The sequence below is a fragment of the Nocardiopsis dassonvillei genome, from assembly GCF_964273065.1.
Classification (GTDB): Bacteria; Actinomycetota; Actinomycetes; order Streptosporangiales; family Streptosporangiaceae; genus Nocardiopsis; species Nocardiopsis dassonvillei_B.
On the sequence record NZ_OZ186815.1, the window covers coordinates 4,019,530 to 4,032,673 of the forward strand.

The 13,144-nt window shown below is 74.7% G+C and carries 13 protein-coding genes; 12 read left to right on the plus strand and 1 reads right to left on the minus strand.

What is annotated here, in order from left to right:
• Positions 1 to 200: 200 nt before the first annotated feature.
• The 12 genes from ACSUPR_RS17920 to ACSUPR_RS17975 all read left to right on the plus strand — a co-directional run bounded on the left by ACSUPR_RS17920 (position 201) and on the right by ACSUPR_RS17975 (position 12,653).
• Complete coding sequence (locus tag ACSUPR_RS17920; protein ID WP_436885759.1) at positions 201 to 431, plus strand: hypothetical protein; 231 nt, start codon at positions 201 to 203, stop codon at positions 429 to 431.
• Complete coding sequence (locus ACSUPR_RS17925) at positions 428 to 766, plus strand: hypothetical protein (protein ID WP_255646975.1); 339 nt, start codon at positions 428 to 430, stop codon at positions 764 to 766. The genes ACSUPR_RS17920 and ACSUPR_RS17925 overlap by 4 nt, the downstream gene beginning before the upstream one ends.
• Complete coding sequence (locus ACSUPR_RS17930; RefSeq protein ID WP_436885760.1) at positions 766 to 1,107, plus strand: hypothetical protein; 342 nt, start codon at positions 766 to 768, stop codon at positions 1,105 to 1,107. Before ACSUPR_RS17925 ends, ACSUPR_RS17930 begins: the two co-directional genes overlap by 1 nt.
• On the plus strand, positions 1,104 to 1,526 hold the full coding sequence (locus ACSUPR_RS17935; protein ID WP_436885761.1) for a hypothetical protein: 423 nt from the start codon (positions 1,104 to 1,106) through the stop codon (positions 1,524 to 1,526). The genes ACSUPR_RS17930 and ACSUPR_RS17935 overlap by 4 nt, the downstream gene beginning before the upstream one ends.
• Before the next feature lie 113 nt (positions 1,527 to 1,639).
• The gene (locus ACSUPR_RS17940) at positions 1,640 to 3,259 is read left to right on the plus strand and encodes a hypothetical protein (RefSeq protein WP_436885762.1); all 1,620 of its coding nucleotides are present in this window, start codon (positions 1,640 to 1,642) and stop codon (positions 3,257 to 3,259) included.
• Positions 3,260 to 4,729 (plus strand): SCO6880 family protein, encoded by a 1,470-nt coding sequence (locus ACSUPR_RS17945; RefSeq protein ID WP_436885763.1) that lies wholly within the window; start codon positions 3,260 to 3,262, stop codon positions 4,727 to 4,729.
• Positions 4,730 to 4,739: 10 nt separating this feature from the next.
• Entirely contained in the window at positions 4,740 to 6,287 is a 1,548-nt protein-coding gene (locus tag ACSUPR_RS17950) for a hypothetical protein (RefSeq protein WP_436885764.1), read from the plus strand.
• Positions 6,288 to 6,290: 3 nt separating this feature from the next.
• Positions 6,291 to 8,126: a type IV secretory system conjugative DNA transfer family protein gene (locus ACSUPR_RS17955; RefSeq protein WP_436885765.1), complete on the plus strand. Its 1,836-nt coding sequence runs from the start codon at positions 6,291 to 6,293 to the stop codon at positions 8,124 to 8,126.
• 3 nt (positions 8,127 to 8,129) lie between these two features.
• Positions 8,130 to 9,332, plus strand: coding sequence for a hypothetical protein (locus tag ACSUPR_RS17960; RefSeq protein WP_436885766.1), 1,203 nt, complete (start codon positions 8,130 to 8,132; stop codon positions 9,330 to 9,332).
• A gap of 108 nt (positions 9,333 to 9,440) precedes the next feature.
• On the plus strand, positions 9,441 to 10,400 hold the full coding sequence (locus ACSUPR_RS17965) for a hypothetical protein (RefSeq protein ID WP_436885767.1): 960 nt from the start codon (positions 9,441 to 9,443) through the stop codon (positions 10,398 to 10,400).
• 40 nt (positions 10,401 to 10,440) lie between these two features.
• Complete coding sequence (locus ACSUPR_RS17970) at positions 10,441 to 11,985, plus strand: hypothetical protein (protein ID WP_436885768.1); 1,545 nt, start codon at positions 10,441 to 10,443, stop codon at positions 11,983 to 11,985.
• Positions 11,986 to 12,167: 182 nt separating this feature from the next.
• Positions 12,168 to 12,653 (plus strand): DUF4913 domain-containing protein, encoded by a 486-nt coding sequence (locus ACSUPR_RS17975; RefSeq protein ID WP_436885769.1) that lies wholly within the window; start codon positions 12,168 to 12,170, stop codon positions 12,651 to 12,653.
• Positions 12,654 to 12,723: 70 nt separating this feature from the next.
• Here ACSUPR_RS17975 and ACSUPR_RS17980 read toward each other — a convergent pair whose 3' ends face one another.
• The gene (locus ACSUPR_RS17980; RefSeq protein WP_436885770.1) at positions 12,724 to 13,131 is read right to left on the minus strand and encodes a hypothetical protein; all 408 of its coding nucleotides are present in this window, start codon (positions 13,129 to 13,131) and stop codon (positions 12,724 to 12,726) included.
• Positions 13,132 to 13,144 lie beyond the last annotated feature (13 nt).

The following is a 13,144-nucleotide window of genomic DNA, read 5'->3' on the forward strand; positions in this document are numbered from 1 at the left end:
GCGCGGGGACGACCACCCTGGCCGCGCTGCTCGGTACCCCCTGGGACCTAGGGTCCTACACGCCCGACCGAGATCTGGTCACCGTCTTCGGCCGACCCCTGGTCCTCGTCTCCCGGGACGGCATCACCGCGACGGCGCGGCTCGCGGAGGTCGTCAACGTCCTGGAGCACAACGGGCTGCGGCCCGCGGCCCTGGTGGTCGTGGCCGACGGCTCCGGCCCCGAACCCCCCGAGTCCTCGGCGCGGCTGCGCCTGGTGGGCGAGCGCACCGGGCGCCCGATCCGCTTCCCCTTCGTCCCGGGGCTGCGCTACGTCGACGCGGCCGAGGCGGCGAGGGTGGCGCTGCCGAGGAAGGCGTCCCGGGCCCTGGCGCGGATCACGGCGGCGGCCGGGACCCCCGCCCCCACCCCGCAGGCTGACGAGAACGGATGAGCATGGACGGATACCTGCAGGTCGCGGCCGACCTGACCCACCACCTGGCCATGGTCCCCATGGACTTCGGGTGGACCACCGACCCGAAGCTGCCCGACTTCGACGAGGGCGACGACCCCATCGGCACCGCCATCAACTGGGGCCAGGGCATCATCGTCGTCATCGGGATCATCGGTGTGCTCTTCGCCGCCGGGAAGATGGCCATCGGCAAGTTCGGCCGCTCCGACCTGGCCGCCGACGGTGTCGGCGGCCTCGTCTGGACCATCATGGGCATCTCCCTGATGCTCGTCGCCGTGCCCGTGATCCGGGCCGTCGCCAACGTGGGCGGCGGCTGATGGCGGGTGCGCTCGCGGTCATCGCGGACGCCGCCCACCTGGCCGCCTCCCTTCCCGCCGAGGTCACCTGGGACCCCGAGCCGAGGGTGCCCGGCTGGGGAGGCATGGGCGGCCAGAGCCCCGACGGCGACCCCATCGGGCGCTTCCTCAACCTGGCCCAGGGTGTCGTCGTCGTCATCGGCGTCTTCGGCATCCTCTACTCGGCCGGGAAGATGGTGGCCGGCAGGCTCGGCCGCTCCGAGGCTGCGGCCGAGGGCGTCGGCGGTGTCGTCTGGACCATCATGGGCGTCTCCCTGATGCTGGTCGCCGTCCCCGTCGTGACCACGCTGGTCGGCGTATGAGCGGACCGACCGGCGGCCCGGTCCCGGCGGCGGCCGCCCAGGCGGAACCGGCCGTGTTCGCCATGCAGTCCTTCGAGCGCTCCGGCAACGAGGTCCTCGGCTACCTGGTCGGCCTCGGGGCGCTCATCGGCGTGCTCGCCCTCGTCATCATCGCCGGCCGCATGATCCACGCGAACTTCACCGGCGACCCCTGGATCGCGGCCCGGGGCATGGCCGAACTCCCCTGGGTCGTCCTCGGGATCGTCCTGCTCGTCGCGGGCGCCGCGGTGGCCGCGGCCCTGCTCCAGGGATCCAGGCACCAGACGCAGCGGGACCTCGGCGAGGTCTTCGCCTGCATGGTCGACGCGCAGAGCGCGCGGGAACACGACGCCGACCCCAGCGCCGACCCCAGTGCCGAGGAGAAGGTCGAGACGTGCTGATGTCCGCACAGGACACGGCGGCGGCCGGACCGGCGGTGGGCCCGGAGCAGTGAGAAGCCGGCCGGGGCGGTGCCCGAGCCGTTCCGTCCCACGACTTTCGAGGAGGTGAGGGCATGGAGAGAAGCGCGCTGGAGAAGTGGGTCTCCGAAGGCCTGCAGGGCGTCATCGAGCGCCTGTTCGCCCTGATCATCCACAGCGGAGGGCCCCTGCCGGTGCGCGGCGAGTACGCGGGCTCGCCCACCAGCCCCGTGGCCACCGTGGACCAGGGCGTCCTGCACCTGCAGAACATCTTCAGCCCCCTCGTCCTCTTCCTGGCGACGCTGGGCATCCTGCTGGCGGCGGTACGCCTGCTCTGGACCCGTCGGATCGACCCGATGATGGACCTCGTCCGCGGCCTGCTCACCGTCATCGTCGCCACCTTCGGCGGCCTCGCCCTGGTGTACGCCTTCGTCAACTTCGGCAACGGCCTGACCTGGATGATCACCGACAGCGTGACCTTCCGGCACGACGGCATGGAGCGCAACTTCATGTACACGGCGATCGAGGTCTACCCCAGCATCATCCGGGTGGGCTCCGAGCTCGGCGACCTCGGTTTCACGGACAACGAGCCCGCCCGCCAGGCTGTCACCCTCCTCGTCGGCCTGGCCGTGATGATCGGCCTCAACGCGCAGATGATCGTCCTCTCCCTGCTCGAGGCCGTCGTCTACCTGATCGCCTGCCTGCTCCCGCTGGCCGCGGCCAGCACCCTGATCCCCGGCGTGCAGATCTTCTCGAAGGTCATCGGCTGGCTCTTCGCCTGCCTGCTCTACAAGCCCTTCCTGCTGGTGATCTACCTGGCGGGCCTGGTCATCCTCGGAACCGACGGCTCCTCCGGCGACGACCTGTCCCGCTACCTCCTCGCCGCGGGCGTCATGCTCCTCGCGACGGGCGCGCTGCCCGTGCTGATGAAGCTGATGAGCTCCCCCGCCCTGTGGATGATGGCACTCGCCACCGGCGGTGCCGGATCCCTCCTGGGCGGCGGTGGCGGCGGCGGGAGCGGCGGTGGCGGCGGCGAGGGCAGCGGTTCCTCGGCCGGCAACGGTGCTCCCGAGGGCGTCGGCGGCGGCACCATGGGCGGCCCTCCCTCCCCCTCCCCCCAGGCGGCGGCCGGCGCCAACGAGCGCGCCGCCAGCCTGTCGCGGAACCTCGGCGAGGGGGACGGCGGCGGTACCCAGGGGGGACCGCCGAGCGGCGCCGCGGACCGGGACGCCCTCGGCACCCAGGGCTCGGCGGGCGGCGGCTCCGGCGGCACCGGGGCCCTGGACGGCGGAACCCTCGGCGGGACCGGGGACCCGGGAGCCGCGACGGCCGACGGGGACCCGACCGCCGCCGGGGCCTCGGACCCGTCCGGCTCCCCGGGCTCCGACACGGCGGGGACGACCGCCTCCGGGGCTTCCGGGACGGTCGACTCCACGGTCACCGGTTCGGAGCAGAGCCATACCTCGGCGACCGGTGCCGCGGACGGCGGCGACGGCGGCGGGTCCGCACCCGGGGCCGCCGACGGATCCTCGTCAGGGGGCGGCTCCTACGGGGGCGACGGCTCCTACGGGGGGAGCACCTCCGACGGGGCGGTCCCGGAGACCGGGGGGACCTCCGGCGGGACCGGGGGAGCAGGAGGAAACGGGGATCCGGGCGGACCCGGAGGAGCCGGGGGCGCAGAGATGCCCGACGGAGTCGGGGGAGGGGTGGGCTGAGTGGTTCGCACGTACGGGGGATGGCGCAAGCGCCGCAGCATCGGGCTCTTCGGTCTCGGCCTCACCGCCACCCTCTTCCTCTTCGCGGGGCTCATCCTGCTGATGCTGTCCGGCCTGTTCGCGCCGGGCCTGGCGCTGTACCTGCTGCCGGTCATGGTGGTGGCGTTCGTGCTGGCCGCGGTGCCCGTGCAGGGCGAGTCCCTGCTCGCCTTCCTGCTCACCCGGCTGCGCTGGTGGTGGGCCAAGGTGCTCGGCCACACCCGCTACCGCGCCGGAGTCATGGTCGAGCACCCGCGCGCCTTCCAGCTCCCCGGTGTCCTGGCCCCCGTCACCCTGCTCTCCTGCGAGGACGGCCGCGGCGGCCGGTTCGGGCTGGCGTGGAACCGGCGGCTGGGCCACATGACCGCGACGGTCCTGGTGTCGTCCAACTCGGTGTGGCTCGCCGAGCCCTCCGACGTCGACACCTGGGTGGCGGGCTGGCACCAGTGGCTGGCCTCCCTCGGATACATGCCGTGGGTCCAGTGGGTGACGGTGACGGTCGAGTCCCGGCCCGACCCGGGCAGCGCGCTGCGCCACCGGGTCGAGGCGGAGATCGACCCGGCCTCCCCCGAGGCCGCCCGCAAGATCATGCACGACCTCGTCGTCAACGCGCCCACCGTCAGCGCCCAGGTGGAGACCCGGGTCAGCATCACCTACGACCCCCGGAAGTTCCCCACCGCCCCCAAGGACCGCATGCAGGCCGCGGTGGAGATCAACGGGTACCTGAACCAGATCGAGACCTCCCTGGCCGGGTCGGGCGTCTCGGTCCTGGGCCGGGCCACCCCGGAGCAGCTCGTCGCCATGGTGCGCTCGGCCTACGACCCCACGGCGCTCAACGACCTCAGCTCCCTGCTCCAGAAGACCCCCGGGGACATCGGCAGCGTCGACTGGACGGACGCCACCCCGGTCGAGGCCGAGGCCCACCACGACCGCTACACCCACGACAGCGGCACGAGCGTCTCCTGGATCTGGCAGGAGGCACCGCGCACCCACGTCACCAGCACGGTGCTCGCCGAACTGCTCGCGCCGACCCGCTGGGTCAAGCGCACCACCCTGCTGTTCCGCCCCTGGCCGGCGGCCGCGGCTGCGCGCGCCCTGGAGGCGCAGAACGCCGCCGCACAGTACAAGAGCGAGCTGTCCTACCGGGTGCGCCACCGGGTGAGCGCCCGCGACCGGCAGGACCTGGCCTACGCCCGGCAGGCGGCCCAGGAGGAGACGCGCGGTGCCGGGCTGGTGCAGGTGAGCCTGTACACGACGGCCACCGTCGACGACGAGCAGAGGATGCAGCAGGCGATCGCGCACACGGAGTCGGCGGCCGAGACCTCCCGGATCCGGCTGCGCCGGGCCTGGGGCAGCCAGGACGTCGCTTTCGCCACGACGCTGCCCCTGGGCGTGTGCCCGCCGTTCCTCGTCCAGCGCGGTATGGGTTAGGAGGCGACCGATGTCGATCGTGGACCGGCAGAGCGGGGCGCAGGAGCGCCGCCAGCAGCGCGAGGAGCGCAGGAGGGTCAAGCGCAGGCGGCAGCAGGAGGCGGCCGCCCCCGACCGCTCGGCGGAGCGGGAGCGCGAGGTCATCGCCCCCCTGCTCGGCTGGCGGCACCGGGGCGGCGGGGCCTCGCCCAACATCCCCAACGTCGTCGAGTACCAGGCGACCACCGCCCAGGCGTGCGGGCTGTTCCCCTTCGTCACGAGCAGCAAGCCGCCCGCCATCGGCACCCCCATCGGCCGCGACCTGCTCTCGGGCGAGGTCGTCTGCCTGGACCCGATGGCGTGGCTGCGCGCGGGGCTGATCACCAACCCCGGGTGCTTCGTCCTGGGCCAGCCCGGCACGGGCAAGTCGACGTTCGTCAAGCGGCTGGTCACCGGCGCCGTCGCGTTCGGCTCCCAGGCGATCATCCTGGGCGACACCAAGCCCGACTACAGCGACCTCATCGCCCACCTCGGCGGCCAGGTCGTGCGCATCGGGCGGGGCCTGGACCGGATCAACCCGCTCGACGCCGGCCCCCTGGGCCAGGTCATGGGGCGGCTCACCGACCTGGAGCGGGAGAAGCTGCGCTGGGAGGTGCGCTCCCGCCGGATCTCCCTGCTCATGGCGCTGTGCACCCTGGTCCGCGAGGGGCGGATCGCCAACTCCGAGGAGGTCGTGCTCGGCGCGGCGATCGACCTGCTGGACGAGCGGCTCGCCGGGCGGCGCCAGCCCACCGTCATCGACGTGCTCAACGTCGTGGAGGAGGGGCCCGACTCGCTGCGGTCGTTCGCCCGCGCCGACACCCGGGACCAGTACGACAAGCGCGTCGACGACCTCGTCTTCACCCTCCGCCTGCTGTGCACGGGCTCCCTGGCCGGGGTCTTCGACGGCGAGACCACCACCCCGCTCGACCTGGAGGCGCCGGGGATCAGCGTCGACATCTCCCGCGTGGGGGCTGCCGGGGACAAGCTCCTCACCGCCGCCATGCTGTGCACGTGGAGCTACGGCTTCGGCATGGTGGACGCGGCCGCGGTCCTCTCCGAGCACGGCGTCATCCGGCGCCGCTCCTACATCGGGGTCATGGACGAGCTGTGGCGGGCCCTGCGGGGAGCCCCCGGCCTGGTCGAGTTCGCCGACTCGCTGACCCGGCTCAACCGCTCCAAGGGCATGGCCTCCGTCATGGTGACGCACTCCCTCAACGACCTGGAGGCCCTGGCCACCGAGGAGGACCGGGCCAAGGCGCGCGGGTTCGTGGACCGCTCCGCCATCACCGTCCTGGCGGGCCTGCCGCCGCGCGAGCTCGCGGCCGTCAACCGCATCACCCCGATGACCGCCCCCGAGCAGGGCCTGGTCTCCTCCTGGTCCTCCCCCGACTCCTGGCAGCCCGGAGCCCGCCACCCGGGACGCGGCAAGTACCTGATCAAGACCGGTGCGGAGCGCCTGGGCATCCCGGTGCAGATGACGCTCACCCGCGACGAGCTCACCCTGTACGACACCGACCAGGCGATCCGGAGGGAGTGAACCGTGGCCCGTGAACGTCCGAGGTACCAGGTGAAGGGCGGGGTGGCGGCGGCGGGCGCGCCGCCCCTGCTGGTCCTGCTCGCGCTCTGGGGCGTGGTCGGGCTGTTCTTCCTGTTCTGGCTGGCCGCCCGCGTCGTGGCGGCGGTGCTGGGCGGGACGGTGACCCCCTTCGGCCCCCTGTGGGCCTACTCCCTCCTGATGCGGGACACCACGGCGGTGTGGCCGGGCGTGCCCACGGTCCCGGTCCTGCTGGTGTTCACCCTCCTGGCCACCGCGTCCGCCGCCGCCGTGTGGTGGGTCCTGGCCCGCCTGCGCGACGCCCTGTACGGGCAGCCGGACGCGGTCGGCGCCCTGAACAAGGACAACGACACCGTCTCGGAGCTGGCCCGCCCCGAGGCCGCCGACAAGGCCGTCCGCCTGCGGCGGCGCTCCCTCGGCGGGTCCCGGGGGCGGTCGCTCCGGGACGCCGACGTGGGCCTGGCCCTCGGGGACGTCCGCATGGGAGGGGACCGGGTGGGCAAGCGCCTGTTCGCCTCGTGGGAGGACACCGTCCTCGCCTTCATGGCCCCCCGGGCGGGCAAGACCACCGCGATGGCCATCCCCTACGTCCTGGACGCGCCCGGGGCCGCCCTGGCCACCAGCAACAAGGCCGACGTCTGGTCGGCGACGGCGGCGATCCGGCAGCGGACCACGGGCGAGCGCGTGTGGCTGTTCGACCCCCAGCACATCACCCACCAGGAGCAGGAGTTCTGGTGGGACCCGTTGGCGGAGGTGCGCGGGGTGGAGGACGCCTACCGGCTCGCCGGGCACTTCGTCCTCACCATCGACGACGACTCCAAGAAGGACATGTGGGGGCCCGCCGCCCGCGCCCTGCTCTCCCAGCTCATCCTGGCCGCCGCGCTGGACGGCCGGTCGCTGCGCGAGGTCGGCGAGTGGCTGCACGACACCAAGCTCCCGCAGCCGGTGGACGTCCTGTTCGACCACGGGTTCACCGCCTACGCCGAGGCCCTGCGCGAGACGCAGAACATCGTCGCCGAGACCCGCGACGGCATCTACACCACCGCGCGCACCGCCGCCCGCTGCCTGGACGACCCCGAGATCATGCGGTGGGTGACGCCCCAGGAGGGCGACCCCTTCCCGCGGTTCGAGCCGCGTACCTTCGTCACCACCCGGCAGACCCTGCACCTGCTCAGCAAGTCCCGGGCGGCCTCCGCCCCGCTCATCGCGGCGCTCACGGACGCGATCTTCCTCGCCGGGGAGCAGGCCTCCGAGGCGCAGGGCGGGCGCCTGGACCCGCCGCTGGTCGCGGTCCTGGACGAGGCCGCGAACATCTGCAAGATCGCCGACCTACCCGACATGTACTCCCACCTGGGGTCGCGGGGCATCGTGCCGGTCACCATCCTCCAGAGCCACCGCCAGGGCGTGCGGGTGTGGACGGAGAACGGCATGGAGGCGATGTGGTCCGCCGCCACGGTCAAGGTGTTCGGCGCAGGACTCGACGACCACAAGATCGTCGACGCCCTGTCCAAGCTCGTCGGCCAGCACGACGTGTCCACCACGTCGTTCAGCTACGGCGAGGGCAAGGGCAACCACTCGGTGCAGCTGCGGCGGCAGGAGATCCTCCAGGGCTCGGACATCCGCCGCATCGACAAGGGCGACTGCCTGCTCTTCGCCACCGCCGCCAAGCCCACCATCCTGCGGATGCTCCCGTGGTACCGGGACCGCCGCGCCCCCCTGATCTCCGCCGAGATCAAGGCCGCGGAAGCGCTCATCACCAGCGGGGCCCGCAAGCGCTACGGCGGCCGCCGCAGTGCCGCGGCCGCCGCGGAGAGGGAGTAGGACATGTCCGAGGCCGACGCGGCGCAGCCGCCGGAGCGCGTACCCTCCCGGGACCGGGAGCGCAGCGGTTCCTCCCTGGCGGGGGAGGCCAAGGGGCTGGCCCCCCGCTCTTCCGGAGGTGCCCCGGCCACCCCGTCGTCCACGGACGGCGGCGGACAGGTCGCCCCGGAGACCGTCGCCGCGCTCAAGGACCTGAACAGGCTCACGGGCTGGGTGCTCCAGCTGCTGGGGGCGGTGCTCAGGGCCCTGTCCGAGGCGCTGTTCCGGCTCTCGCGGTTCGCCTTCCGGCTCTCCTTCCTGGCGCTGCGCTGGTCGCTCAGGCGGGGCCGCCCGATGGAGCGCCTGCGGATCAGGTCGCGGCTCAGGTCCATCGAACGCGCGAAGAAGAGGACCGACAGGCAGGCGGAGAAGGCCCTGGGCCGGATTGAGTCCCACGTGGCCGCCGTTCGCGAGAACGGCGACGCCCGGGTCCGGGAGGCCATGCAGCGCCGTGCCGCCCGGGTCGGGGCGGTCCGGGAGCGGGCCGACCGGCTCACCGACCAGGCGCGCCGGACCGGCGAGGCCGGTGTCCGGCGCGCCCGCTGGGAGGCACGCAACCTCCCCCAGGAGCAGCTCGAGGAGCGCGTAAGCGATGCCAGGGAGGCCCGGGACCGCCGGGTCGCCCGGGCCGAGCAGCGCGCGAACGCCCTCGTCGACCGGGTCCGCGCGTCCGCCGACGCCGAGGTGGCCCGGGCCCGGACCGACCGCGACCGTGACAACCGGCAGGCCGTGGCACGGGCGGGCGCGGCCCTGCGGGAGGTCGGCGCGGCGCGCACGGAGCGCCTGGCGGACCTCGACCGCAGGGCCTCCGAGGTGCGGGACCTGCGCGGTCAGCGCCTGACGCCGCGCGCCCTGCACGCGCGCCTGCGCGCGGACCACCGGCAGGGTCGGGAGGCCACCCGGAGGTTCCGGGGCCGGGTCTCGGCGGCGGAGCGGAGCCTGGGCCCCGCCCCGGCGCCCGTGCGCACCGCACCGGCCGGACCTGCCGCGACGGTTACCCGGCCCCGACTGCGCAGCCCCGGGCTGCGGCTCGGCGGGGCGGCCGGGCACAACCCCGGATTGCGGCTCGGCGGAGCGTTCGGACGCAACCGCGGGAGGGCGGTCCCCGCGCCGCGCCGCACCCCGGCGCGGGTTCCCGCTCCCAGGAGGGGGAGGGGCGCCTCATGACCACCTCTGCGCATCGGCGACAGCCGCACCGACGACTGCTCGCGTCGCGGAGGGGGCCGGAGCGCGGCGGTGCCCACCGGAACCCACCCCCCACGGAAGGACCAGGCCATGGCCGACGGTGAAGCACGACCACTCCCGGAAAGGACTGCCGCGGAGCGAGCGCGGGCCCCGCACGGACCCCCGCCGGACGCCGGTGACGACAACGCCAAGGGTCGCACGATGCAGGACATGCGGATCAGAAGACGGCTCAGGGAAATCGCGGAGGCACGGACCCGGTCGTACATGGCCGGCGTGGAGAGCAGCATAAGGATCGACGGGCACGTGGACCGGGTCCGCCGGGGCGGTGAGGCCCTGGTCCGTGCCGAGAGAGAGCGAGGGGCGACCGCGGTCCGGGCCGCGCGCTCCGAGGCCGACGATCTCGTGGAGCGCGCGGACGCCACCGGTAGGGAGCTGATCCGCGGTGCGAGGAGCAGAGGACTCACCCTCGCCCCCACCGAGGCGTCCGGGCGTCTGAAAGCCGCCGAGCGGGAACGGGAGCGGCTCGTCGGCATCGCCTCGGCGGAGGGGAGGGCCCTCGTCGACGAGATCCGCGCAGACAGCGCCGCCAGGGTGGGGCGGGTCGAGGCCCTGTGCGCCGAGGACTCCGAGAGGGCCGAAGCGGACGCGCGGGCCGCCCGACCGGAGATCAAGGCTGCGCGAACGGACCGCCTGAAGGAACTCGATCAGCGGAGGAAGGAGCTGGAGGGCCTGTTGGGCACCGGCAGGCCCCGTGGTGAACTGCGCTCGCTGCTCCGGAAGGACCGCGAGCGCGAGCGGACGAGCCTCAGCGGGTTCAGGAACCGGCTCGCCAGGGCGGAACTGCGGGCGGGTCTCCTGTCGGCGGACGTCACCGCCCACGTTCCCGCGTCGGCTCCGGAGGCCCTGGCACCCGGACAACGTCATCCGGGCGCCGCGGCGGGGCTCCGCGGGGCGGTCGCGCGCGCCTCCGGCGGGAAGGTCCCGCAGCCGCGCCGTTCCGCGTCGCGGGAAGGCGATCAGAGGTCCGACCGCAGGGGGCGTGGCCTGTGACGGTTCCGCAGCGGGGACGACGGCAACCGGGAGGCCGGGGATGAGCGGGCGGACCGGCGGCGCGGGCCGCCTCAAGGACGAGGAGGCCGAGTCCAGGCGCCGCACCAGGGGCCGGCCGACCGGACCGCGGGAGACGACGGGGTCGGATTCCGGAGGTGGGCGGCTCGACACCGCCGACGCCCTCCTGGCGGCCGCCATGCGGGCCCCGATCGGGCGCGGCGGCATGACCAACTCCGGCTGGCTCGCCATGGCGTCCCTCCACGGCCACCTGCGCAGGCGGCGGCTCCAGAGCAGCGGCGCGGCGTTCTTCGCCGAGACCCACGTGGCGGGCTCCCCGGCCCTGGTCCACGCGGCCCTGCACCTGGCCCGCGGCGCCGACCCCGCCGCCGCGGCCGCCCTCCTGCCCGGGACGAGCGCCCGGGAGGTCCGCGAGGCCCGTGACAGGCTCGACGCCGCGACGATGGCCAAGGCCCTGGAGAGGGACCTGGTCAGCGGGAACCTGGAGAGGACCGCGCACACCGCCCTCCAGGAGAGGGGGATCGACCCCGGTACGCCGCCCGAGCAGTCCTGGCGGCGCGCCCTGGACGGATCCGACCTGGACAGGCTGCGCCCGCGCGACCTGGTCGCGCTCTACGCGAGTGCCGCCGACGCCACCGGGCCGCAGGCGCGGCAGGCCGAGTCCCGGGTCCTGGAGGCCCTGGCCGAACGGCATCCCCAGCTGGCGGAGTCCGTCGAACGCGGCCTCGTCCAGGACCGGGCCTTCGCGGGCGACCCGCTCTCCTCCCGGATCGACAAGCACTCGGCCGTGGCGGGTGCGGTGTGGTCGGCGAACGAACGCCCCGCACCGATGGAGGAGTGGCTGGTCAGGGCCGTCCCCCGGTTCAAGGACGCCCGCACCGACCCGAACTGGCGGCGCGACGCCGCCGAATCGGTCATCACCGCCGCCCTCGACGGCAGGGCCCCCGCGGGCTCCGTGGCCGCGCTCATCGACAACGCCAGGCGGAACCTGCCCGGGTTCGACGCCCGCTACCGCGAGGGGCTGGCGCTCGCCGAGGAGCGCGCCCGCACGGGGACCGGCAGCGGCTTCCCCCAGGGGGACGCCGTCCTCTACGCGCTGGACAGGGAACGGGGCTTCCCGGTCAACGAGGCGCGCCGGGGCCGCGAGGCGGTGGTGAGGACCGCGAACGCGGACGCCGCCCGTCTGCGGGCCGGGACCGGGCCCGACACCCCCGGCCGGCGCCCGGAGCTCGCCGACTCGCGCCTGCCGAAGAACCGGGGACAGGCGGAGCGCGCGGTGGAGGCCAACGGCCGCGCGGTCGCCCGGACTCCGGCCACCCGGCTGGACCGTGCTCAGCAGGGCGACCTCGGCGAGCGCCGCGAACGGACCCGGCGACAGGTCCGGCAGGCCCGTGAGCAGCGGTCCGCCTACCGGGCGGGCCGGACCGACGCGGTCCGCCGCGACAGCGTCGGCCTGCCCCGCACCCGGGTACAGGCACGCGCGGCGGTGCGCAGGGCGGCGGTCATCCACCGGCGCCAGCGCAACGAGCTGAGCACCCTGACCCGGCGGTCGGCCGCCGGCCGCTGACGGGCGGCGGCCTCCGCGGAACGCCCCGCCGGGCCGGCGCCCGCGCCGGGGCGCGGCCGGACCCCGGCGCGGGCGCCGCCTCCGGGGGCCTGACGAACGCGGACGCCTCCGCGGCCCGGCCCGGGGGCGCGGGCCGGGGACGCGGGCCGGGTCACGACCACGACAAGGAGAACAGGACACCGATGGACATCGAACAGGAAGAGCGGGCGGGCGGGGGCCCGCTCCCCGGGTCCGGGGAGCGGCTGAAGGACGAGACCCCCGACGTCTCCGCCGCCCTCGACGGGGTGGACATACCCGGGGACGAGGACGGGGAGGAGGGCGACCCGGCCCCGGAACCGGTGTTCCGGAACGTCGAGGAGTTCGTACGGCTGCGCTTCCTGCCGGTCTACGTCCGCCCCGAGGGCGGGCAGTTCCGGTGGTGCAAGGAGTGGTGGCGCCACGCCGAGGCGGTGTCGCGCTTCCAGGCGTTGTGGCACGCGTGGGAGGTGCTGCGCTGGGAGGCGGGCACCGGCATGGCCATCTGGTACCGGGACCACCTGGACTTCCAGATGGGCATCCTGCTCGGCGACAACGGGCCGTTCCGCGAGTGCACCTCGCGCCGCCACCAGGAGCCGCGCCCGCTGCCCGCCGACCCGGCCCCCGAGGGCTGGTTCGAGGACGAGTGGTAGACCCGGGTGTCCGCGGACGCCGCCCGCCGCGCGCGGACGGCGTCCGTCCCGGGCGCGGCGGACGGGGGATCTAGGGGACGAGGGCGAGGCCCAGGACCCCGCCGGCGACCACCAGGGCCGCCCCCGAGGCGGCCAGGGCGAAGTCCGCCACCCGGGCGAACCGCGCGGTTGCGCGCCTGCCCGGCAGGCGCGCCATCACGGCCTCGGCCGCCCGGTCCCCCTCGGCCGGGTAGGCGGCGATCTCCCGGTCGGCGCGTTCCAGTGCCTCCCCGGCCGCGGCGTCGTCCACGGGACGGGTGGCCGTCTCGTCCAGCAGTGCCTCGGCCCGGCCCAGCGCGGCCAGGGACGCCTCCGTCCGCGCCTGTTCGGCCTCCAGCCGGGTGAGGGCCTCGGGGACGTCCAGTCCGTGGTCCAGGATCCGCCGCACCGACCGGGTGAAGATGAAGGCGCCCGCGAGGATGCAGAGAAGTAGAGCCATGTCGTGTGTTCGT

Bases quoted from the DNA above. Each gene is read 5' to 3' on its own strand.
- ACSUPR_RS17930 (WP_436885760.1), top strand. From the start codon at position 766: ATGGCGGGTGCGCTCGCGGTCATCGCGGACGCCGCCCACCTGGCCGCC.
- ACSUPR_RS17965 (WP_436885767.1), top strand. From the start codon at position 9,441: ATGGCCGACGGTGAAGCACGACCACTCCCGGAAAGGACTGCCGCGGAG.
- ACSUPR_RS17950 (WP_436885764.1), top strand. From the start codon at position 4,740: ATGTCGATCGTGGACCGGCAGAGCGGGGCGCAGGAGCGCCGCCAGCAG.
- ACSUPR_RS17975 (WP_436885769.1), top strand. From the start codon at position 12,168: ATGGACATCGAACAGGAAGAGCGGGCGGGCGGGGGCCCGCTCCCCGGG.
- ACSUPR_RS17960 (WP_436885766.1), top strand. From the start codon at position 8,130: ATGTCCGAGGCCGACGCGGCGCAGCCGCCGGAGCGCGTACCCTCCCGG.
- ACSUPR_RS17925 (WP_255646975.1), top strand. From the start codon at position 428: ATGAGCATGGACGGATACCTGCAGGTCGCGGCCGACCTGACCCACCAC.
- ACSUPR_RS17970 (WP_436885768.1), top strand. From the start codon at position 10,441: ATGAGCGGGCGGACCGGCGGCGCGGGCCGCCTCAAGGACGAGGAGGCC.
- ACSUPR_RS17940 (WP_436885762.1), top strand. From the start codon at position 1,640: ATGGAGAGAAGCGCGCTGGAGAAGTGGGTCTCCGAAGGCCTGCAGGGC.
- ACSUPR_RS17935 (WP_436885761.1), top strand. From the start codon at position 1,104: ATGAGCGGACCGACCGGCGGCCCGGTCCCGGCGGCGGCCGCCCAGGCG.
- ACSUPR_RS17980 (WP_436885770.1), bottom strand. From the start codon at position 13,131: ATGGCTCTACTTCTCTGCATCCTCGCGGGCGCCTTCATCTTCACCCGG.